Annotated in this window: 22 protein-coding genes; 11 read left to right on the plus strand and 11 right to left on the minus strand. The window is 73.1% G+C overall.

Annotation, left to right across the window (positions count from 1 at the left end; translation table 11 throughout):
• Positions 1-9: 9 nt before the first annotated feature.
• A complete protein-coding gene (locus DCW30_RS31695; protein ID WP_062777090.1) occupies positions 10-543 on the minus strand; it encodes a DoxX family membrane protein in 534 nt (177 codons plus the stop codon).
• 150 nt (positions 544-693) lie between these two features.
• Here DCW30_RS31695 and DCW30_RS31700 point away from each other — a divergent pair, with 150 nt between their 5' ends.
• Complete coding sequence (locus tag DCW30_RS31700; RefSeq protein ID WP_076686618.1) at positions 694-1,020, plus strand: hypothetical protein; 327 nt, start codon at positions 694-696, stop codon at positions 1,018-1,020.
• A gap of 40 nt (positions 1,021-1,060) precedes the next feature.
• Here DCW30_RS31700 and DCW30_RS31705 read toward each other — a convergent pair whose 3' ends face one another.
• The 3 genes from DCW30_RS31705 to DCW30_RS31715 all read right to left on the minus strand — a co-directional run bounded on the left by DCW30_RS31705 (position 1,061) and on the right by DCW30_RS31715 (position 3,501).
• Positions 1,061-1,954, minus strand: a complete 894-nt coding sequence (locus tag DCW30_RS31705; RefSeq protein ID WP_076686619.1) for a PhzF family phenazine biosynthesis protein — start codon at positions 1,952-1,954, stop codon at positions 1,061-1,063.
• A gap of 103 nt (positions 1,955-2,057) precedes the next feature.
• A complete protein-coding gene (locus DCW30_RS31710; protein ID WP_062777169.1) occupies positions 2,058-2,522 on the minus strand; it encodes a lamin tail domain-containing protein in 465 nt (154 codons plus the stop codon).
• 172 nt (positions 2,523-2,694) lie between these two features.
• On the minus strand, positions 2,695-3,501 hold the full coding sequence (locus tag DCW30_RS31715; protein ID WP_076686620.1) for an SDR family oxidoreductase: 807 nt from the start codon (positions 3,499-3,501) through the stop codon (positions 2,695-2,697).
• Between the two features lie 133 nt (positions 3,502-3,634).
• Between DCW30_RS31715 and DCW30_RS31720 the strand changes: the two genes are divergently transcribed.
• From DCW30_RS31720 to DCW30_RS31735, 4 genes are all read left to right on the plus strand, one after another.
• The gene (locus tag DCW30_RS31720) at positions 3,635-5,269 is read left to right on the plus strand and encodes an alkaline phosphatase D family protein (protein ID WP_076686621.1); all 1,635 of its coding nucleotides are present in this window, start codon (positions 3,635-3,637) and stop codon (positions 5,267-5,269) included.
• A 252-nt stretch (positions 5,270-5,521) separates the two neighbouring features.
• Positions 5,522-6,811: a multidrug effflux MFS transporter gene (locus DCW30_RS31725; protein ID WP_103557499.1), complete on the plus strand. Its 1,290-nt coding sequence runs from the start codon at positions 5,522-5,524 to the stop codon at positions 6,809-6,811.
• On the plus strand, positions 6,766-7,938 hold the full coding sequence (locus DCW30_RS31730; RefSeq protein WP_076686622.1) for a serine hydrolase domain-containing protein: 1,173 nt from the start codon (positions 6,766-6,768) through the stop codon (positions 7,936-7,938). The genes DCW30_RS31725 and DCW30_RS31730 overlap by 46 nt, the downstream gene beginning before the upstream one ends.
• Positions 7,939-8,118: 180 nt before the next feature.
• The gene (locus DCW30_RS31735) at positions 8,119-9,123 is read left to right on the plus strand and encodes a small ribosomal subunit Rsm22 family protein (RefSeq protein ID WP_076686623.1); all 1,005 of its coding nucleotides are present in this window, start codon (positions 8,119-8,121) and stop codon (positions 9,121-9,123) included.
• Between the two features lie 10 nt (positions 9,124-9,133).
• Here the strand turns inward: DCW30_RS31735 and DCW30_RS31740 are convergent, their stop codons facing one another.
• Positions 9,134-9,640 carry a hypothetical protein gene (locus DCW30_RS31740; RefSeq protein ID WP_232626666.1) on the minus strand — a complete coding sequence of 169 codons (507 nt, stop codon included), beginning with the start codon at positions 9,638-9,640 and terminating at the stop codon, positions 9,134-9,136.
• 118 nt (positions 9,641-9,758) lie between these two features.
• Positions 9,759-10,592, minus strand: coding sequence for a dimethylargininase (gene ddaH / locus DCW30_RS31745; protein WP_335755788.1), 834 nt, complete (start codon positions 10,590-10,592; stop codon positions 9,759-9,761).
• 219 nt (positions 10,593-10,811) lie between these two features.
• Between ddaH and DCW30_RS31750 the strand changes: the two genes are divergently transcribed.
• Both DCW30_RS31750 and DCW30_RS31755 read left to right on the plus strand, forming a co-directional pair.
• Positions 10,812-11,450: a TetR/AcrR family transcriptional regulator gene (locus tag DCW30_RS31750; protein ID WP_076686626.1), complete on the plus strand. Its 639-nt coding sequence runs from the start codon at positions 10,812-10,814 to the stop codon at positions 11,448-11,450.
• 127 nt (positions 11,451-11,577) lie between these two features.
• The gene (locus tag DCW30_RS31755; RefSeq protein ID WP_062777063.1) at positions 11,578-12,303 is read left to right on the plus strand and encodes a bifunctional DNA primase/polymerase; all 726 of its coding nucleotides are present in this window, start codon (positions 11,578-11,580) and stop codon (positions 12,301-12,303) included.
• Positions 12,304-12,325: 22 nt separating this feature from the next.
• On the opposite strand, the gene DCW30_RS31760 is transcribed toward DCW30_RS31755, so the two are convergent.
• Both DCW30_RS31760 and map read right to left on the minus strand, forming a co-directional pair.
• The gene (locus DCW30_RS31760; protein WP_076686627.1) at positions 12,326-13,312 is read right to left on the minus strand and encodes an SCO2278 family lipoprotein; all 987 of its coding nucleotides are present in this window, start codon (positions 13,310-13,312) and stop codon (positions 12,326-12,328) included.
• 140 nt (positions 13,313-13,452) lie between these two features.
• Positions 13,453-14,310 (minus strand): type I methionyl aminopeptidase, encoded by an 858-nt coding sequence (gene map / locus DCW30_RS31765; protein ID WP_062777059.1) that lies wholly within the window; start codon positions 14,308-14,310, stop codon positions 13,453-13,455.
• A 74-nt stretch (positions 14,311-14,384) separates the two neighbouring features.
• On the opposite strand from map, the gene DCW30_RS31770 reads away from it, so the two are divergent.
• Positions 14,385-14,606: a hypothetical protein gene (locus DCW30_RS31770; RefSeq protein ID WP_062777058.1), complete on the plus strand. Its 222-nt coding sequence runs from the start codon at positions 14,385-14,387 to the stop codon at positions 14,604-14,606.
• 45 nt (positions 14,607-14,651) lie between these two features.
• On the opposite strand, the gene DCW30_RS31775 is transcribed toward DCW30_RS31770, so the two are convergent.
• Both DCW30_RS31775 and DCW30_RS31780 read right to left on the minus strand, forming a co-directional pair.
• Positions 14,652-15,938, minus strand: a complete 1,287-nt coding sequence (locus tag DCW30_RS31775; RefSeq protein ID WP_076686628.1) for an MFS transporter — start codon at positions 15,936-15,938, stop codon at positions 14,652-14,654.
• A gap of 51 nt (positions 15,939-15,989) precedes the next feature.
• Positions 15,990-16,592: a hypothetical protein gene (locus DCW30_RS31780; RefSeq protein WP_062777054.1), complete on the minus strand. Its 603-nt coding sequence runs from the start codon at positions 16,590-16,592 to the stop codon at positions 15,990-15,992.
• Between the two features lie 79 nt (positions 16,593-16,671).
• Between DCW30_RS31780 and DCW30_RS31785 the strand changes: the two genes are divergently transcribed.
• The 3 genes from DCW30_RS31785 (at position 16,672) to DCW30_RS31795 (ending at position 18,849) form a co-directional block, all read left to right on the plus strand.
• Positions 16,672-17,763 carry a sialidase family protein gene (locus DCW30_RS31785; protein ID WP_076686629.1) on the plus strand — a complete coding sequence of 364 codons (1,092 nt, stop codon included), beginning with the start codon at positions 16,672-16,674 and terminating at the stop codon, positions 17,761-17,763.
• A 38-nt stretch (positions 17,764-17,801) separates the two neighbouring features.
• The gene (gene npdG, locus DCW30_RS31790) at positions 17,802-18,518 is read left to right on the plus strand and encodes an NADPH-dependent F420 reductase (RefSeq protein WP_076686630.1); all 717 of its coding nucleotides are present in this window, start codon (positions 17,802-17,804) and stop codon (positions 18,516-18,518) included.
• Between the two features lie 133 nt (positions 18,519-18,651).
• Positions 18,652-18,849, plus strand: a complete 198-nt coding sequence (locus tag DCW30_RS31795; RefSeq protein ID WP_062777047.1) for a hypothetical protein — start codon at positions 18,652-18,654, stop codon at positions 18,847-18,849.
• Here DCW30_RS31795 and DCW30_RS31800 read toward each other — a convergent pair.
• Positions 18,846-19,649 carry a site-2 protease family protein gene (locus DCW30_RS31800; RefSeq protein ID WP_076686631.1) on the minus strand — a complete coding sequence of 268 codons (804 nt, stop codon included), beginning with the start codon at positions 19,647-19,649 and terminating at the stop codon, positions 18,846-18,848. The two genes, DCW30_RS31795 and DCW30_RS31800, sit on opposite strands and share 4 nt — an antisense overlap.
• Positions 19,650-19,743: the final 94 nt, after the last annotated feature.

Raw genomic sequence — 19,743 nt, forward strand, 5'->3', positions numbered from 1 at the left:
CCACGCGGGCTACTCCTCGGGCGAGGCGCTCTCGCGTACGTTCTTCCGGCGCGCGGCCAGCGTCACGAGCACCCCGACCGCGGTGCCCGCGAGCGCGGCGGGGACCATCCAGGCGCGGTTGAGGGAGTGGCCGACCGCGTGGTCGACGGAGTAGCGGCCGGGCCCGGTGACGGCGAGGGCGGCGGCGGTCAGGCCGAGGAACGCCGGGTACTCGTAGCCGCCGCCCTGGCTGAAGAAGCCGCTCGGCGCGTGCACGGCCGCGGCGCCCGCCATGGCGCCGGCCGCCGCGGAGCCCGCCGCCGGGGTGGCGAGCCCCAGGGCGAGGAGGGCGCCGCCGCCGGCCTCGGCGAGCCCGGCGACCAGGGCGTTGCGCTTGCCCGGGGCGTAGCCGATGGACTCGAAGAAGGCGCCGGTGCCCTCCAGGCCGTGGCCGCCGAACCAGCCGAACAGCTTCTGGGCGCCGTGCGCGGCGAGCACCCCTCCGGTCCCCGCGCGCAGGAGCAGCAGTCCGAGGTCACGTCGGTCCAGGCAGGAACAGGTCATCGCGGGCTCCCCAGCGGTGGGCGGAAACGGAATCGGTCCTCTCCCACCGTCCGACGGACCGGCGCCGGGCACCCGGTCCGGGCGGCCGTACGGGTGAGGGGCGCCGGCGTCCCGGTGGCGCGGGCGTCCGCCCGGTGTGAGCGTGTGCCCATGAGCATCCAGGTGAACCGGCTCGGCGACCCCTCGGTCCGGGCTTTCGTGACCGCGGTCAACGCCCATGACAGGCACGCCTTCGAGGCGCTGCTCGCGCCCGGCGCGACCATGTCCGACGACGGCTCCGACCGTGACGTCGCCGAGTGGACCGAGCGGGAGATCTTCTCCTCGCGCGGCCACATGGACGTCATGTCGGAGTCGGACGGGGGCCGCGTGCTGCTCGTCACCTACCGCAACGACACCTGGGGCGAGATGCGCACGAAGTGGCGCTTCGTCCCGGACGACGCGGGCAGGATCACCCACTTCGAGACGGGCCAGGCCTGAGCCGTCAGGGGCCGGGCGGGCCGTGACGCCCGCGCGGGCGTCACGCCGGAATCCGTACCGCCGTCCCGCTGACCCGCACCCGCTCGTCGCCCTCCCGCAGCGTCACCGTCAGGACGCCGGGCCTGCCCATGTCCTCGCCCTGGTGGAGGGTGAGGACGGCGGAGGCGGGGACGAGGCCGAGTTCGCGCGCGTAGGCGCCGAAGGCGGCGGCCGCCGCGCCCGTCGCCGGGTCCTCGACGACGCCGCCCACCGGGAACGGGTCGCGTACGTGGAAGACGTCCGCCGACGCCCGCCGGACCAGCTGCACGGTCGTGAGGCCGAGGCGTCGCATCAGCGCCTCCAGGCGCGGGAAGTCGTAGTCGAGCCGGGCGAGGCGGTCCCGGGTCGCCGCGGCGATGACGAGGTGGCGGGCGCCCGCGAAGGCGATCCGCGGCGGCAGGGCGGCGTCCAGTTCGGCCGCGGACCAGCCGAGCGCGGCGAGCGCCTCGGCCACGTCGTCCGCCCCGGCGGCCTCGACGTGCGGCACGACGCTGGTGAGCGTGGCCCGCGGCGTCCCCTCGCCCGTGTCGACGGCGACCGGCACCTCGCCCGCCGGTGTCGCGAAGAGATAGCCCCCGGCGCCGGCACGGGTCCCGTCCCGCTCGGCGAGCGCCACCGCGGCGGCCACGGTGGCGTGCCCGCAGAACGGGACCTCGGCCTTGGGGGCGAAGTAGCGCACGTCGTAGACCGGTTCGGCGGCTCCGGGGTCCCTGGCCGTGAGGAAGGCGGTCTCGCTGTAGCCGAGCCGTGCCGCGATCGTCAGCATCGCCGTGTCGTCGAGTCCGGCCGCGTCGAGGACGACCCCGGCGGGGTTGCCGCCCGCGGGGTCGGTGGTGAAGGCCGCGTAGCGCAGCACTTCGGGGGCGGGGGAGCCGGCGGTGTCATTCGTCGTCATGTCGCAGGGCAACCGTTCCGCGGCGCGGGTTCATTCCCCCGCGGCCCCGACCGCCGGGGCCCCGTCACGGAGCGGCCGCCCCCCCACCCCCCTCGGACGGCGGTCAGTGGCAGCTGACGTGCCCGGAGCCGGCGCGCGACCAGGAGCAGGAGTCCTTGAGCGCACCGCTCGGCTTGAGGAGGCGGGCCTTGTCGCCGGTGTTGTTCCAGACGTAGCCGCCCCGGCCCCAGTAGCGCACGCCGGAGGCGTCGGCGCCCTTGCCGGTGCGGACCTTGACGGTCTTGCCGGCGCCGATCTTGTAGCTGCCGAAGGTGTAGGTGTACCCGGTGTTGTCCTTGAGCTTGTAGCCCTTGAGCTGGATCGGGGACCGGGTGTTGTTGTGGATGTTGACCCACTCGGCGTTCAGCGACGCGTTCGACCGGGTGTCGCGGCCGGGGCTGTCGTACTGGATGTGGCCGAGGTGCAGTCCGCCCTGGTGGCTCGCCGCCGACGCGGGCGACGCGGCGAGCAGGGCCGCCGCCAGAGCGGTGGCGGTGAGGACGGCGGGGGCGGCGGTGCGTATGCGCAAGAGATGCTCCAAGTGTGAAGTTCTCGTGGAGAGAAGCCGAGCATACGGTGCGTGCTGACCCGGATTGGTGCGGCAGGCCCCATTCCACTTGTGGAGATCCGGACGTCGGGACGGTTCTCCGCCGACCCGCCCCGGCCGCCGCCCCCGGCCCGCCGTGCCGCGAAACGGCCCCTCAACCCCGTCCGATGTAGGGCATGTCGGTCGCGAGGACCGTCGCGAACTGGACGTTCGCCTCCAGGGGCAGCTCCGCCATGTGCCGCACCGTGCGCGCCACGTCGGCCACGTCCATCACCGGCTCGCTCGCCAGTTCGCCGTTGGCCTGGAGGACGCCCGACTGCATGCGCTCGGTCATGTCGGTCGCGGCGTTGCCGATGTCGATCTGCCCCACGGCGATCCGGTGGCGACGCCCGTCCAGGGAAAGGGACTTCGTCAGGCCGGTCAGCGCGTGCTTCGTCGCCGTGTACGCCACCGAGTCCGGGCGCGGCGCGTGCGCGGAGATGGAGCCGTTGTTGATGATCCGGCCGCCGTGCGGCTCCTGCTCCTTCATCTGCCGGAAGGCCGCCTGCGCGCAGAGGAAGGCGCCGTTGAGGTTGGTGTCGACGACGTGCCGCCACGCCTCGTAGGACAGGTCCTCGACCGGGACGCCACCGGGGCCGAACGTGCCGGCGTTGTTGAAGAGCAGGTCGAGCCGCCCGAAGCGCTCGCGGACGGCGGCGAACAGCGCGGCCACGTCGTCCGGCCGTGACACGTCCGTCCGTACGGTGAGGGCGGCGCCGTCCGGCGCGGAGGCGAGGGCGGCCGTCTCCGCCAGGGTCTCGACGCGGCGGCCCGCGAGCGCCACGGACCAGCCCGCGGCCAGGAGTTCGAGGGCGACGGAGCGGCCGATTCCGGAGCCCGCCCCGGTCACCACGGCGGTCTTCGCGGCGGTCCGCGGGGTGGCGGGGGAGGAGTTCGGCCGGGGAGTTGGCTCAGCGTTCATGGCCCCGCAGCGTACGGGAGGGCCGTCCACGCGGACATCATCCGCCCGCCATATGGCTGTTGTGTACGCGACAGGCGGCCGTCGTCCCCCGCTACTTCCATGCACCTGACACCAATCGTCAGGGAAGGGTCCAATGACACCCGCAGGCACGCACCACGCACCCGAGCTCCGCGCCGCTGCCCAGCACCTCGGGCGCCGCCGCTTCCTCACCGTCACCGGAGCGGCCGCCGCCCTCGCCTTCGCCACCAACCTGCCGAGCGCCGGCGTCGCGGCCGCCGCCGAGCTGGACGCCCGCCGCATCAAGGACGACCCCTTCACGCTCGGCGTCGCCTCCGGTGACCCGCAGCCCACCTCGGTCCTGCTCTGGACCCGCCTGGCACCCGCCCCCTACGAGCCGGGCGGCGGCCTGCCCCAGGAGCGCGTCTCCGTCCGCTGGGAACTCGCCCACGACGCACGCTTCCGCCGGATCGCCAGACGCGGCACCGCCACCGCGCACCCCGAGTACGGCCACTCCGTGCACGTCGAGGCGGACCACCTGGACCCGGGCCGCCGCTACTACTTCCGCTTCCGCGCCGGTCAGTGGGTGAGCGAGACCGGCCGCACCCGCACCGCGCCCGCCGCGGGCAGCCGCCCCGGCTCCCTGACCCTCGCCGCCGTCTCCTGCCAGGCCTACCACGACGGCTACTTCACCGCCCACAAGCACCTGGCGCAGGACGACGTCGACGTCGTCTTCCACCTCGGCGACTACCTCTACGAGTACGCCGTGAACGCCGTCGGCGGCGCCCGCAACTACACCGACCGCACCCTGCCCGCCCACTACAACAAGGAGACCAAGACCCTCCAGGACTACCGACTGCGGTACGGCCTCTACAAGTCCGACCCCGACCTGCGGGCCGCGCACGCCGCGCACCCCTTCGTCGTCACCTGGGACGACCACGAGGCCGAGAACAACTACGCCGACGACATCTCCGAGAACGGCGACCCGGCCGCGGAGTTCCTGCTCCGCCGCGCCGCCGCCTACCGCGCGTACTGGGAGAACCTGCCGCTGCGCCGCCCCCAGCTCCCCAAGGGCCCCGACGCCCAGCTCTACCGCCGCCTGGTCTGGGGCCGCCTCGCCCAGTTCGACATCCTCGACACCCGGCAGTACCGCTCCGACCAGGCGTACGGCGACAAAGCGCACCCCGCGGGCCCCGAGACGGACGACCCGGCGCGCACCATCACCGGCGCCACGCAGGAGCGCTGGCTCATCGACGGCTGGCGCCGCTCCCGCGCCCTGTGGAACGTCGTCCCCCAGCAGGTCACCTTCTCCCAGCGCCGGCTGGACCTCACCGAGCAGCCGAAGCTCTCCATGGACGCCTGGGACGGCTACCGCGCCTCCCGGCAGCGGGTCCTCGCGGGCGCCAGGGCCGCACGCCTGGACAACCTCATGGTCCTCACCGGTGACGTGCACGTCGGCTACGCCTTCGACATCAAGGCCGACTTCGACGACCCCTCCTCCAAGACCCTCGGCACGGAGATCGTCGCCACGTCCATCGCCAGCGGCAAGGACGGCGCCGACAAGCCGGCCAACTGGGAGACCTACACCAGGGCCAACCCGCACCTGAAGTTCTACAACGGGCGGCGGGGCTACGTGACGGTGGCCTACGGCCGGGACTCCGCGCGGGCCGACTTCAAGACGCTCGACGCCGTCACGAAGCCGGGGGCGTCCCTGAAGACAGCGGCCTCTTTCGTCACCGAGGCGGGCTCGCCGGGGCTCCGCCCGGCGTGATCACCGGCTGAGCCGAGTGGGTCCTCGGACGCCGGACGGCAGGACCTTCCAGCCGTCCGGAGTCTGGGGACCAGCCCCTCCGACCTCTGGTTCCCAGCCCCTCCGACCTCTGGTTCCCAGCCCCTCCGGCATCTGAGGAGCGGAGGCCGGGGCGGGGCCCCCGGCCCCGGGAAGGGGGCGGGTTCGGGGGGAGGAACCACCTGCCCGGAGCTGCGACCATGGGGGGAAACGAAGAGACATGGGAGGGGCTAGATGCCTGAGCGCGGGCAGACAACCGCAGAGCACGAGATAACCGGGGCGGCGGAGCCGAAGAGCCCCGTCGCCCTCCGCCGCACCGGAGCCCTGGTGACCCTGGTGCTCGGCGGCCTCACCGCCGTCCCGCCGCTCTCCATGGACATGTACCTCCCGGCCCTGCCGGAGGTCACCGACGCCCTGAGCTCCCCGGCCGCGACCGTCCAGCTCACCCTCACCGCCTGCCTCATGGGCATGGCCCTCGGCCAGCTCGTGGTGGGCCCCATGAGCGACAAGTGGGGACGCCGCAGGCCGCTCCTCGTCGGGCTGCTCGTCTACATCGTCGCCACCGCGATCTGCGCGTTCGCCCCCACCGCGGAACTGCTCATCGGCTTCCGCCTGCTCCAGGGCCTCGCCGGGGCCGCCGGGATCGTCATCGCCCGCGCGATCGTCCGCGACCTGTACGACGGCGTGGAGATGGCCCGCTTCTTCTCCACCCTGATGCTGATCTCCGGCGTGGCCCCGGTCGTCGCACCCCTCATCGGCGGTCAGGTCCTGCGCTTCACCGACTGGCGCGGCATCTTCGTCGTCCTCACCGGCGTCGGCATCGCCCTGACCTTCCTGGTGTGGCGGGTCCTGCCCGAGACCCTCGCCCCCGACAAGCGGCACAGCGGCGGCACCGCCGAGGCGCTGCGCACCATGCGCTCCCTCCTCGCCGACCGCGTCTTCACCGGCTACATGGTCGCGGGCGGCTTCGCGTTCGCCGCCCTCTTCGCCTACATCTCCGCCTCGCCCTTCGTCATCCAGGAGATCTACGGCGCCTCGCCGCAGACCTTCAGCCTCCTCTTCGGCGTCAACTCCGTCGGCCTGATCGTCGTCGGCCAGATCAACGGCAAGGTCCTCGTCGGCCGGGTCAGCCTCAACAAGGCGCTCGCCTTCGGCCTCACCACCATCGCCGTCGCCGCCACCGCCCTGCTGCTCATGACCACCGGCGTCTTCGGCGAGATCGGCCTCTTCCCCGTCGCCGCCGGGCTCTTCGTCCTGATGTCGGCGATGGGTCTCGCCATGCCCAACACCCAGTCCCTCGCCCTCATCCGCACCCCGCACGCCGCCGGGTCCGCCTCCGCGCTCCTCGGCACCTCCTCCTTCCTCGTCGGCGCCGTCGCCTCGCCGCTCGTCGGCATCGCGGGGGAGGACACCGCCGTCCCCATGGCCGTCGTCCAACTGGTCTGCGCGCTGGCGGCCATCGCCTGCTTCGTGGGACTGTGCCGCCCCTGGCAGCACACGCCCACGGAGGAGGCGGAACACTGAGCTCACCACGCACCCTGCGCGCCGGCACCCCCGAGCGCGCGGGCCTCGACCCGGACGAGATCGGCCGTCTGGTCGCCGAGGTGCGCGAGCTGACACGCGGCCCCCGCCCCTGGTGCTCGGGCGCCGTGGTCGTCGTGGGCCGCGGCCCCGTCATCGCCGCCGAGGCGGCCGCGGGCTGGGCGGTGCGCTACGCCTCGTACGACCCGGAGGCCGGCCGGGGCGTCGAGCTGCCCCACGAGTGGCGTGTCCCCATGCGGGTGGACACGCCCTTCGACCTGGCCTCGCTCACCAAGCTCTTCACGACCGTCGCCGCCATGCAGCAACTGGAGCGCGGCACCCTCGGCATCGACGCGCTCGTGGGCGCGTACATCCCCGAGTTCCGCGGCGCCGCCGCGCACGGCGTCACCGTGCGCCAGCTCCTCACCCACACCTCCGGGTTCCGGCCCGAGCTGCCGCTGTACGACTGTCCCGACGACGCCTCGCGGCTCGCGGCGCTGCGGGCGGAGGAGCCGGTCGGCGAACCCGGCGAGTACGTCTACTCCGACCTGAACATGCTCCTGCTCCAGCACATCCTGGAGCGCCTGACCCGGCGTTCCCTGGCCGACCTCGTGCGCGAGGGCATCACCCGGCCGCTCGGCATGAGCGGCACCGGCTTCGGGCCGCGTCCGGACGCCGCCGCCACGGAGGACCAGCGCAGACCGTGGGCCAAGGCCGACCGGGGGATGCTGCGGGGCGTCGTCCACGACGAGAACGCCTGGGCGCTGGGGGGCGTGGCCGGGCACGCCGGTCTCTTCTCCACCGGGCGTGACCTGGCGGTCTTCTGCCGGACGATCCTCTGCGGGGGAGCGTACGGCAGGGCCCGCGTCCTCGGGCCCGACTTCGTCGAGCTGATGCTGATGGGGGGCGGGCTCGGGTTCGGGATCGACCAGCCGTGGTTCATGGGGGAGCTGGCCGGGCGGGGTGCTGCCGGGCACACCGGGTTCACCGGGACGTCCCTCGTCCTCGATCCGGCCACCGACACGTTTCTCGTGCTCCTGAGCAATGCGGTGCATCCGCGGCGTGGGGCTTTGGACAGTTCCCCGCGGGCGCGGGCGGCCACGCGGCTGGCGCGGGCCGCCGCGGGGTAGGCCCCGCCCACGCGTCTGCCCACCTCCGGTTGTCTGCGCGGGCGCGGGCCGTGTGCGGTCGCTCGCGCAGTTCCCCGCGCCCGTGGGGCGGCCTTGAGCGCTCTCGTGGTTCTCCGCGTCCCCTGCGGGGTGCCGTTCTCGTGCCACATCCGGAGGCGTCGGTCCCGGTAGACTCTCGGGGTGAACGTGCCGATCTCCGTCCGTCCCGCCGATGCCCTGCGTGCCGCGCTCGCCGGGTTGCTCGACGGGCTGCCGCCCACGCAGGCCGCGCGGGCCGTCGACCGGCTCATCGCCAGTTACCGGGGGCAGACGCCCACCGACGCGCCCATCCTGCGGGACCGCGCCGACGTCGCCGCCTACGCCGCGTACCGGATGCCCGCGACCTTCGAGGCCGTGTGCTCCGCGCTCGACGCGCTCGCGGGCGCCGTGCCCGAGGGGTGGGCGCCCGGCAGCCACGTGGACGTCGGCGGTGGCACCGGCGCCGCCACCTGGGCGGTCGCCGAGACCTGGCCGGGCGAGCGGCCCGTCACCGTGCTCGACTGGGCCGAGCCCGCACTCGCCCTGGGGCGTGAACTCGCCGGGAGCATCCCGCAGTTGGGGTCCGTGCGGTGGGAGCGCGCCAGGATCGGCGGCTCGCTCGCGATCGAGGACGCCGACCTCGTCACCGTGTCGTACGTGCTGAAGGAGCTGACGGAGGCCGACCGGCGCTCCGTCGTCGAAGCCGCGGCGAAGGCGGCCACCGGAGCCGTCGTCGTCGTGGAGCCCGGCACCCCGGACGGCTACGCCCGGATCATCGAGGCCAGGGACCGGCTGATCGCCGCCGGGTTCCGCGTCGCCGCGCCCTGCCCGCACAGCGCGCCCTGCCCCATAGAGCCCGGCGCCGACTGGTGCCACTTCTCGGCGCGGGTCAGCAGGTCGTCGCTGCACCGCCAGGTCAAGGGCGGCTCGCTCGCGTACGAGGACGAGAAGTTCGGTTACGTGGCGGCGACCCGCCTGGATCCCGTGCCGCCGGCGGCACGCGTGGTGCGGCGGCCCCAGATCCGCAAGGGCCAGGTGCTCCTCGACCTGTGTGCGGCCGAGGAGCAGCTGCGCAGGGAGACCGTGACCAAGCGCCACGGCCCCCTCTACCGCGCGGCGCGCGACACGGACTGGGGCGACGCGTGGCCGCCCCGGTCCGCCGGGTGACGCCGGGCCGCTAGGAGCCCGCGCCCCACGTGCCCTGGTTGACGGCGCAGCTCCAGCCCTCGCCGCGCACGGTGAACTTCACCCGGTACGTGCGGGTGTTGAGCAGGTGCGTGCGCACCTTGACGCCGAGCTTGGCCTTGGGCGCGAGGCTCTTGTCGTAGACCTTGACGGTCTGCGACGTCTTGCGGGTCACCTTGCCCCCGGTCGGCGTCGCCCTGCCGAAGCGGATGTTCTTGACGTTGGTGACGGTGAAGCTGACCTTCTTGAAGGTCTTGGTGCTCTTGCTCTTCAGCCCGAAGTACAGGCCCCCGTTGGTCACCCACCCGTTCCGGTCGATCTGGAAGCGGGAGGTGTAGACGATGTCGATCGGGCAGCCCGAGCTCCGCGGCGCGGCGCTCGGAGCGGCCGACTCGGTCCGCGCGGTCGGCTTCTCCGACGCGGACGCGGCCCCCGCCACGCCGAGCTGTGCGGCGGTCAGTGCCCCCGCGGTCGCCAGTATCGCTGCGGACGTGCGCATACGGTTCACTGCGCTGATACCTCTTCCCCCTGGACCCGGCCGGCGCCGGGCCCGACTGTTTGGTTGTCGTGACACGGCCTCACAAATGGGTCCGTGCGGCCGTGCGCCCGTATTGGTATCACGCCCGCAGCTCCTGTGTGCAGCACTTCACGCTGCCGCCGCCCTTGAGCAGTTCGCTCAGGTCCATCCCGATGGGCTCGAAGCCGCGGGCCCGCAGCGGTTCGTAGAGCCCCACGGCGGCCTGGGGGAGCAGCACGTGGCGGCCGTCGGAGACGGCGTTGAGCCCCAGCGCCTCGGCGTCCGGCTCCTCGGCGATCAGCGCGTCGGGGAAGAGCCGCCGCAGGACCGCCCGGCTGCCCGGCGAGAAGGCCGCCGGGTAGTACATGACCTCGTCCGCCGCGTCGTCCAGGACGGCGAGCGCGGTGTCCAGGTGGTAGTACCGGGGGTCGATCAGGTCGAGCCCGATGACCGGGCGGCCGAAGAACTCCTGTGCCTCGCCGTGCGAGAGCGGGCTGGCCCGGAAGCCGCGCCCGGCCAGGACGTAGGAGGAGGTGACGGCGAAGTCGCCCTCGCCCTCGTTGATGTGGACGGGCTCGTGCACCTCGGTGAAGCCGTGCGCGCGGAACCACTCCAGGTGGGCCGCGGCCTCCGCCTCGCGCTCGCGGTGGGCGAAGCGGGCGCCGAGGACCCGGCCGTCGACGACGGTCGCGCCGTTCGCCGCGTAGACCATGTCCGGCAGTTCCCGCCGGGGGGTCAGTTCCTCGACGGTGTGGCCGAGCGCGCGGTAGCGGTCGCGCAGGTCCTCCCACTGGGCGACGGCCAGCGGTACGTCGACGGGCTTGGCGGGGTCCATCCAGGGGTTGATGGAGTACGTGACCTTGAAGTGTGCCGGTGGGCACATCAGATAGCGCCTGGGTGTGGCGCGCCGAGGAGAGCGAGGACTACGGGACAAGGAAGGCTCCTCACGACCGCAGGGTCAGGTGCTGCCCGGGTTGGGTCAGCTCTGCCCATGGTGAGGCAGGAGCCGCCCGTCGCGGGGCAGTTGCTGCCCATAGTGGGGTGTGAGAAGTCTCCGCGCTGTGCACCGAACGGGTGGTTGCGCCACCTCGAACGAGACGCCACGTATTGTCAAGACGGTACGTCTCGGCTCGGCGCTGCTACATTCGAGGACATGGCCCAGAAGACCGTTCCCGACTCCACGCGCCGCAGCGAACGCTCGCGCCGCGCCATCTACGACGCCGCCCTCGCCCTCGTCCACGAGACCGGATACGCCAAGCTGACGATCGAGGCCATCGCGGCCCGCGCGGGCGTCGGCAAGCAGACGATCTACCGCTGGTGGCCGTCGAAGGGCGCCGTCCTGCTCGACGCCTTCCTCGACCTCGCCGACCAGGCCAGTGCCGAGGCCAGCGAGAAGGCGGGCCACGACGTGGTCCAGACCGAGATCACCGACTCCGGCGACCTGGAGGCGGACCTCAAGCACGTGATGCGCGCCACCGTCGACGAGTTCAACGACCCCAAGTACGACGCGCCCTACCGCGCGCTCGCCGCCGAGGGGCTCCTCAACCCCGAGGTGGGCGCCGAATTCGTGGAGAAGCTGCTCGAACCGCAGCTCCAGCTCTTCGTCAGGCGCATCCGCAAGGCGCAGGAGGCCGGGCACGTCCTGCCCGACGTCGACCCCCGCATCGCCCTGGAGCTGTGGGCGAGCCCGCTGGCCCAGCGCTGGTTGATGCGCTCGGGCCCCCTCACCCACGAGTACGTGGACAAGATCGTCGAGTACGCGCTGTACGGCATCACCCGCTCTCGTCCGTAATGCGGCGGAATGTCACCCGACGTTGGTGTCGTCCCGGTCACCCCGGTTGTGAGCTACGGCCCCCTGAAGCGCAGGATGGTGGGACCATGGGTCATGCTTTCGGCACAACGGCGAGGTGAGGGGCTAGATGGGCGCGGAGTTCGGCAGCCGGTCCGGTGGACAGGGCAGGTTTTCCCAGTGGCTGCGCCGGCGCCCCAAGGACACGGCGGGGGATGACCGGGCCCGCGAGGACCTGCTGCTCGCCGCCGCGGCGGCCGGATTCCCGCTCGCCCCGGCCGCGTATCCCTCGGGGTACCGATGTTCGTGCGACCGCATCGGCTGCCCCACACCCGCCCGGCATCCGGTCTCCTTCGCCTGGCAGACGCAGTCCACGACCGACCCCGGCCAGATCGAGCGCTGGGCCCGCCACCAGCCCCAGGCCAACTTCATCACCGCGACCGGCATGATCCACGACGTCCTCGACGTGCCCCTGGACGCCGGCCGCGAGGCCCTCCAGCGGCTCCTCGCCGCGGGCATCGAGGTCGGCCCGGTCGCCGAGTCCGACGACGGCCGCCTGCTCTTCTACACCGCGACCCGCGGCACCCCCGAGGACGAGGACGAGTGGTGGCCCTGCGAGCTGGACTGCCACCCCGAGACGATGGACGAGCACCCGGGCCTGCGCTGGCACTGCCGCGGCTCGTACGTCCTCGTGCCGCCCGCCGCGCTCCCCGGCGACCTGGGGATGCGCTGGGTGCGCGGCCCCGAGCACCCGCTGCCGGACCCGCTGACGCTCCTGGAGACGCTCACCGACGAGTGCGCCCGGGTCGCGGGCGAGCCGCAGCAGGACTCCGCGGCCTGGCCGCTGCGGGGCTGACCGCGCCGGCGGCCCGGCGGGGCTACTCGCCCTTGGCCCCGGTGAGGCCCTGGATGCGGCCGATGAAGGCGACCTTGCCCCCGTCGGACTCCGCGGGGTCGACGACGACCTGGTTCGACACGCGCTCCAGGGTCACCGCCTGCTTGGCGTCGCCCTTGAGGAGGGCCTTCACGTCCGGGTCGAGCTTGAGGTCGGTCCCCTTGGCCGCCGTCTGCTTCTCGTAGTGGTGCGTGGAGAAGAAGACCATCGCGCCCCCGTCCTCGGTGCGCAGGCCCACGGGCGCGAACGTTCCCTCGTTCATCGGGTAGTCGAGGTACTGCACGCCCACCCCGAGCCGCTTGGTGTTGCGGTCGCGGAACGCCTTCCACTTCGTGGTGTGCGGTCCCGGCTCGAAGCCGGGTCCGCCCGACTTCAGGAACGCCGTGTACTTCTCGCCGAGGTCCTTCGGCGCCATCGCGAGAGCCGCCTCGCCCGCCGTCACCGGCTCGGCCCAGCCGTCCTCGTCCTTCTTCAGCCGCGGCACGTCGTCGGGCGCCACGAGGTTCAGGTAGGACGCCTCCCAGAGCTGGTCCGGGCCGCCCTTGGTGAAGACCAGGAGCCAGCGCATGTCCTCGCGGCGGTTGGCGCGCGTGTCGGCGACGAACCAGCGGGGCCAGCCCGCCTTCTTCGGTATCGCGTACTTCGCGTCGGTGAGTTCGAGCGGCACGTGGTTCTTGTTGCCGTCCGGGTTCTGCACGCGCCGTGCCTGCAGGCCCGCCTGGTTGATGGCGCCCAGCGGACCCGTGATCCGGCCCGCGTCGAGCGCCGGGTCCAGCTCCTCGTCCGCCTTGTTGTACGCGGTCAGGAAGTCCTTCAGCGCGCGGCGTGCCTCGGCCTTCGTCGCCGCGGGGACGATCTCCCGCTCGCCGTGCACCGTCACGCAACCCGTCACCGTCACCGCCAGGGCGGTCGCCGCGGCCGCCGTCGCGAGCGGACGGCTGAGGCCGTGCGGCCTGCGCACCTTACTCATGGGGTCCCTTCACCTTCGCCCTTCCCGGGCCCGAACCCTACCGGGGCCCGCGCGGGCGTCGGCGCCGGGTCGCAACTCCCGTGCCACGACGCCCCGCTCGGCCGCCGGAGCGGGGTCCGAGCGGGGCCACGACACCGGCTTCAGGGCAGCGTGAGGATCTCCGCCCCGGTGTCCGTGACGACCAGCGTGTGCTCGAACTGCGCCGTCCGCTTCCGGTCCTTGGTGACGACGGTCCAGCCGTCCTCCCACATGTCGTACTCGTGCGTGCCGAGCGTCAGCATCGGCTCGATCGTGAACGTCATGCCGGGCTGGATGGTGGTCGTGGCGTGCGGGCTGTCGTAGTGCGGCACGATCAGACCGGAGTGGAAGGCCGAGTTGATGCCGTGGCCGGTGAAGTCACGCACCACGCCGTAGCCGAAGCGCTTGGCGTACGACTCGATGACCCGGCCGATGATGTTGATCTGGCGGCCGGGCTTGACGGCCTTGATGGCGCGGGCGAGCGATTCGCGGGTCCGCTCGACGAGCAGCCGGGACTCCTCGTCGACGTCGCCGACGAGGTAGGTGGCGTTGTTGTCGCCGTGCACGCCGCCGATGTACGCCGTGACGTCGAGGTTGATGATGTCGCCGTCCCGCAGGACGGTGGAGTCGGGGATGCCGTGGCAGATGACCTCGTTGATCGAGCTGCACAGCGACTTCGGGAAGCCGCGGTAGCCGAGCGTGGAGGGGTAGGCGCCGTGGTCGCACATGTACTCGTGCGCCACACGGTCCAGCTCGTCGGTGGTGACACCGGGTGCGATGTGCTTCGCGGCCTCTTCCATGGCACGGGCGGCGATGCGACCCGCGGTGCGCATCAGCTCAATGGTCGCGGGGGTCTGCACCTCCGGCCCCGTGTAGGGGGTGGGGGCGGGTTTCCCCACGTACTCCGGGCGCCGGATGTTGCCGGGTACGGAACGGATGGGGGAGAGCTCCCCGGGTACGAGCAGTGACTGGCCAGACATGCCAGCGAGTCTAGCCAGCCCCGGTGGGGCAGCATGGCGGCAGAGGACGTGGCGGGACGAGGAGGACGTGAGTCATGGCACTGTTCAAGAAGCGCACGGTCGGCAAGCCCGGTGAGTGGTTCTACTGCCTGGAGCACAAGAAGGTCGAGGAGGGCCCCGACTGCCCCGGCAAGGACCGCATGGGCCCCTACGCGTCGCGGGCGGATGCGGAACAGGCGATGCGGACCGCCGCGGAACGCAACCTGGAGTGGGAGAACGACCCCCGGTGGCACGACCCCGCCGGGCCCGGCCAGTAGCCGCCCGGGACCGGCGGGGGCGGCCTCCTGAGCCGCGGGGGCCGGCTACGGCCGGGCCTCGGGCGCCGCGGTCGTCCCCTCCCGTTCGCGGCGGAGCCGCGCGTCGGGGTCCGTCGTCGCGTCGTAGGAGACCAGGCGCGGCAGGGCCGCCGCCAGCACGGCCACCGAGGCCACGCAGGCCAGCCCGCCCGACCAGATGGCGGGGCGTGTGCCGGTCCAGCCCGCCGCCGCGCCCGCCCGCATCTGGCCGAGCTGCGGGCCCACGCTGTACGAGAGGACCTCGATGCCGGCCAGGCGTCCCCGCAACTCGTCGGGGATGGTCTGGTTCCAGATCGTGGAGCGGCCCAGTCCGCTCAGCATGTCGCCGGCGCCCGCGAGCGCCAGGCAGCCGAGGACCACCCACACGTCGCCGGACCAGCCGGCCGCCGTGATCGCCAGGCCCCACCCGGCCGCGCCGAACACCACGAGCAGCCCGTGCCTGCGCACCCGCGACGTCCACCCACTGGTGAGGCTGAGCGCCAGCGAGCCGACGGCCCCCGCCGCGTACATCAGACCGAGGGCCCACTCCGCGTCGAGGTCGTCCGCGAGGAACGGGAAGATCGTGTTCGGGAAGGCGAAGAACATCGCCGCCATGTCGACCGCGTACGTGCCGAGCAGGACGGGACGCGACCACGCGTACCGCGCGCCTTCCGCTATGCCGCGCAGCGACGGCTTCTCCGCCTGACGCGCGGCGGGCGCGGGCGAGAGCCGGGTGCACAGCAGGACCGAGACCGCGAAGCCGACGACCGTCACGGCGTACGCGGACGCGTGCCCGGCGTACGCGACGACCAGGCCCGCGAGCGAGGGCCCCGCGATGGCGCCCACGTTCCAGCGCAGGGAGTTCAGCGCGGCGGCCGCCGTCAGCTGGTCGTGCGGCACGATCCGCGCCATCAGCGAGTCGAGGGCGGGGCGCTGCAGCCCAAAGAGCGCGGCGACACCGGCCGCGACGACATACAGCGGCCAGAGCATCGGCTCCGGCAGCAACGCGTTGACCAGCAGGATCGCCGCCAGCAGGCCGAGCGCCGCCTCGCTCAGGAGGATCACCTTGCGGCGGTCGGCCGCGTCGGCGAGCGCACCTCCGTAGAGCCCGAAGACGACCAGCGGCACCAGCTCCACCGCGCCCATCGCCCCGACCGCCAGCGGTGAGTCGGTCAGCTCCTTGATCTGGAGCGGCAGCGCGACCATCGCCATGAAGCTGCCGAAATAGGTGACGAGGCCCTGCACCCACAGCAGCCGGAAGTCACGGGTCGAGCGCCAGGGGGAGAGATCGGGCAGGATCGCGGAGAGAGACACGAAAGCCCATGCTCAGCGCCGCCGGGTACCCCCGGCAACCGAATTTCCCCGCTACCACCGCGTCGGCGGCGGCGACGTCAGCTGGTCCGCGAGGCGCGAGAGCCGGTCCCGCAGGCGTCGGCGCCCCCGCGCCTCGGGCAGCGCGTTCTCGCCGGCCGCCGCGCTCACCAGGTGCTGCACCGTGTCCAGGTCCAGGTCGGGCCCCTCGGGGACGGCGAGGGCCTCGTGCGAGAGGGCGGCCAGGTCACGGTCGCCCGAACCGAGGGCGAGGACCGTCGCGCCGGCCCGCCGCGCGTCGTGCACGCGCGTGAGCAGCTCACCGTCCGGCGCGTCCGGCGCTACGACGAGCAGCGTCTCGCCGCGCCGCGCCGCCTCGATCCTGCCGAGCCCGGTCGACAGGTGCGCCGGGTCGGAGGCGAGGACCCGGTGGCGCACCAGCGTGGGGGTCAGCTCCGGCGTACCGGACCAGGCCGCCTCGTCCACCAGGTGCGCGGCGAGGTGCCACGGTTCGTACGCCTCCGTGCCCACGAGGAGCAGCCCGCCGCCGTGCGGCACCACGCTGGAGCGCAGCGAGCCCGCGAAGCGCCGGGTGGCGCCCAGCCACTCGGTCCCGGCGAGCACTTCGCGCAGCAGCGCGACCCGTACGGCGTCCATGGCGTCGCATCCTGCCCGAGCGGGACACTCGTGACCCGGAGTTCACCCGGAATTCCCCCGGGACGGGGAAGGCCGGGGGATGACTGTTGAGACATCCGTTCCCTTCCGGGCCGGCCGCGAGGGCTATGCGAGCTTCCGCATCCCCGCCGTCGTCACCACCGCGTCCGGCGCCGTCCTCGCCTTCTGCGAGGGCCGCGTCGGCTCGCAGGAGGACTTCGGCGACATCGACGTCGTCCTCAAGCGCTCCACCGACGGCGGGCGCACCTGGGGCCCGCTCCAGGCCGTCGGCCGGAACGGCGCCGACCTCGCCGGCAACCCCGCCCCCGTCGTCCTCGACACCGGCCGCGTCCTGCTCGTGCAGGTGCGGAACGCCGCCGCGGCCACCGAGGACGCCATCCGCCGCGGCGAAGTCTCCGCCGCCGCCGGACGGCGCGTCTGGGTGCAGCACAGTGACGACGACGGCCTCACCTGGTCGGCCCCGCGCGAGATCACCGGCCAGGTGAAGAAGCCGAACTGGCGCTGGTACGCCACCACGCCGGGCCACGCCATCCAGCTCACCGAGGCCTCCGGCCACCCCGGCCGCGTCGTCGTCCCCGCCAACCACTCCCTGCCGCCCACCGGCACGGACAACGGCACCGAGGGCAAGTACAACGGCGGCCACTGCCTGCTCAGCGACGACGCGGGCGCGACCTGGCGCATCGGCTACGTCGACGACAACACCAACGGCTACATCAACGTCAACGAGACCACCGCCGCCGAACTCCCCGACGGCCGCCTCTACCTCAACACCCGCAACGACTCCCCGGCCCCCGGCAACCGCGCCGACGCCCACTCGCGGGACGGCGGCCAGACCCTCGTCAGACCGTTCCGCCCGCAGGCCTCCCTCACCGGCCCCGTCGTGGAGTGCAGCGTCCTTCAGCTCCGCGACCCCGACGTCCTCCTCTTCTCCGGACCCGCCGACCCCGGCTTCCGGGCCCTGATGACCGTGCGCCGCAGCACCGACTCCGGCACCACCTGGCAGAGCGCCCACACCGTCGACGGACTGCCCGCCGCCTACTCCGACCTCGTACGCCTCGACGCGGACACCGTCGGACTGCTCTACGAGACGGGGGACTTCGGCGCGTACGAGACGATCACGTTCCGGCGGATTCCGCTCGGGGAACTGACGTAACCCCGTGACCGGCCGTGACCGGTGAGTAAGGTCGCCCCATGACCTCTACAGACAGTGCGCAGAACGCCCCCGCGAAGACCCCGGCCAAGGACCCCTGGGAGCTGCCCGACGTCTCCGGGCTGATCGTCGGTGTCCTCGGCGGCACCGGCGACCAGGGGCGCGGCCTCGCCTACCGGTTCGCCCGCGCCGGACAGAAGGTGATCATCGGCTCCCGCGCGGCGGACCGGGCGCGGACGGCCGCCGACGAGCTGGGCCTCGGAGTCGAGGGCGCCGAGAACGCGGAGTGCGCGCGGCGCAGCGACGTCGTGATCGTCGCCGTGCCGTGGGAGGGCCACGGCAAGACCCTCGAAGCGCTGCGCGAGGAGCTGAGCGGCAAGCTCGTCATCGACTGCGTGAACCCGCTCGGCTTCGACAAGCAGGGCGCCTACGCGCTCAAGCCCGAGGAGGGCAGCGCCGCCGAGCAGGCCGCCGCGCTGCTGCCGGACTCCCGCGTCACGGCCGCCTTCCACCACCTGTCGGCGGTGCTGCTCCAGAACCCCGACATCGAGGAGATCGACACCGACGTCATGGTGCTCGGCGAGAAGCGCGCCGACACCGACGTGGTGCAGGCGCTCGCCGCCCGCGTCCCCGGCATGCGCGGCGTCTTCGCCGGACGGCTGCGCAACGCCCACCAGGTCGAGTCCCTGGTCGCCAACCTGATCTCCGTCAACCGCCGCTACAAGGCGCACGCGGGGCTGCGGGTCACGGACGTGTAGGACGGGGCCGGTCCCCGTGGGCGCGGGGTCGGCGCGGGGCCGTGCGGGGCGCGGGCGGGCATGGGGGACACTGGACGGGTACGTCCGCACCACGCCCAGGCGCCCGCGCCGCACCCGACAGGAGCCGACCCCCATGCCCCGCCTCGCCCTCTACGCCCTCGTGGTCTGTGCGCTCGCCGTCACCGCGGCCGTGATCTCCTTCGCGCGGGGCAGCTGGCTCGGCGTCGTCTGGGTGCTGCTCGCGGGGCTCTCGTCGAACATGGCGTGGTTCTACCTGCGCCGGGCCAAGGCCGGCCGTGACGCGCAGCGGGCCGCGGGCGCCACCTCCTAGGAGGCCGGCCGCGGCGGCGCCTCCTGGGAACCCTCCCAGAACTGATACAGCTCCCGGCCCCAGTACGTGTCCCACTCCTCCACGCCGAGGGCCCCGAGGACCGCGTCGATCGCGTCGAAGAAGACGGCGTTGACGGACGGGATCCACAGGACGGCGAAGACCGCGAGAAGCCCGAACGGCGCGAACGGCTCCACCTGCCGCCGGATTCCGCGCGAGAGCCAGGGTTCGATCACGCCGTACCCGTCGAGGCCGGGGATGGGCAGGAAGTTCAGGATCGCGGCGGTCACCTGGAGGAGCGCGAGGAACGCGAGCGCGTAGCGGAACGCGTCGGGGACGCCGTCCAGCGCGTCCAGCCAGAACGGCGCCGTGCAGACCACGGCGAACGCCACGTTCGTCAGCGGGCCCGCCGCCGAGATCAGGCTGTGCCGCCAGCGGCCCCGGATGCGCCCGCGCTCGATGAAGACCGCGCCGCCCGGCAGGCCGATGCCGCCCATGATCACGAACAGCACGGGCAGCACGATGCTGAGCAGCGCGTGCGTGTACTTCAGCGGGTCGAGGGTGAGATAGCCCTTCGCGCCGATCGAGATGTCGCCGCTGTGCAGGGCCGTGCGGGCGTGCGCGTACTCGTGCAGGCAGAGCGAGACGATCCAGGCGGCCGTCACGAAGAGGAAGACGGCGAGCCCGGCATTGTCCGCGAATCCTGTCCAGGCGGCCCAGCCGGAGACCGCCGTGACGGCGGCGATCCCCAGGAAGACGGGGCTGATCCGCCGGTCACTGCTGCGGGCAGGTGCGGTGGTCATGGGGCGGTGCTCCAGGGGTCTGACGGCCGGGCGAGCCCGACCGTACCGGCTCGTACGGCGAAAACGTCTCGCGCCGTGCGGCGAGTTCCGGGGA

This window comes from Streptomyces alfalfae (assembly GCF_004127445.1).
Lineage (GTDB): Bacteria > Actinomycetota > Actinomycetes > Streptomycetales > Streptomycetaceae > Streptomyces > Streptomyces alfalfae.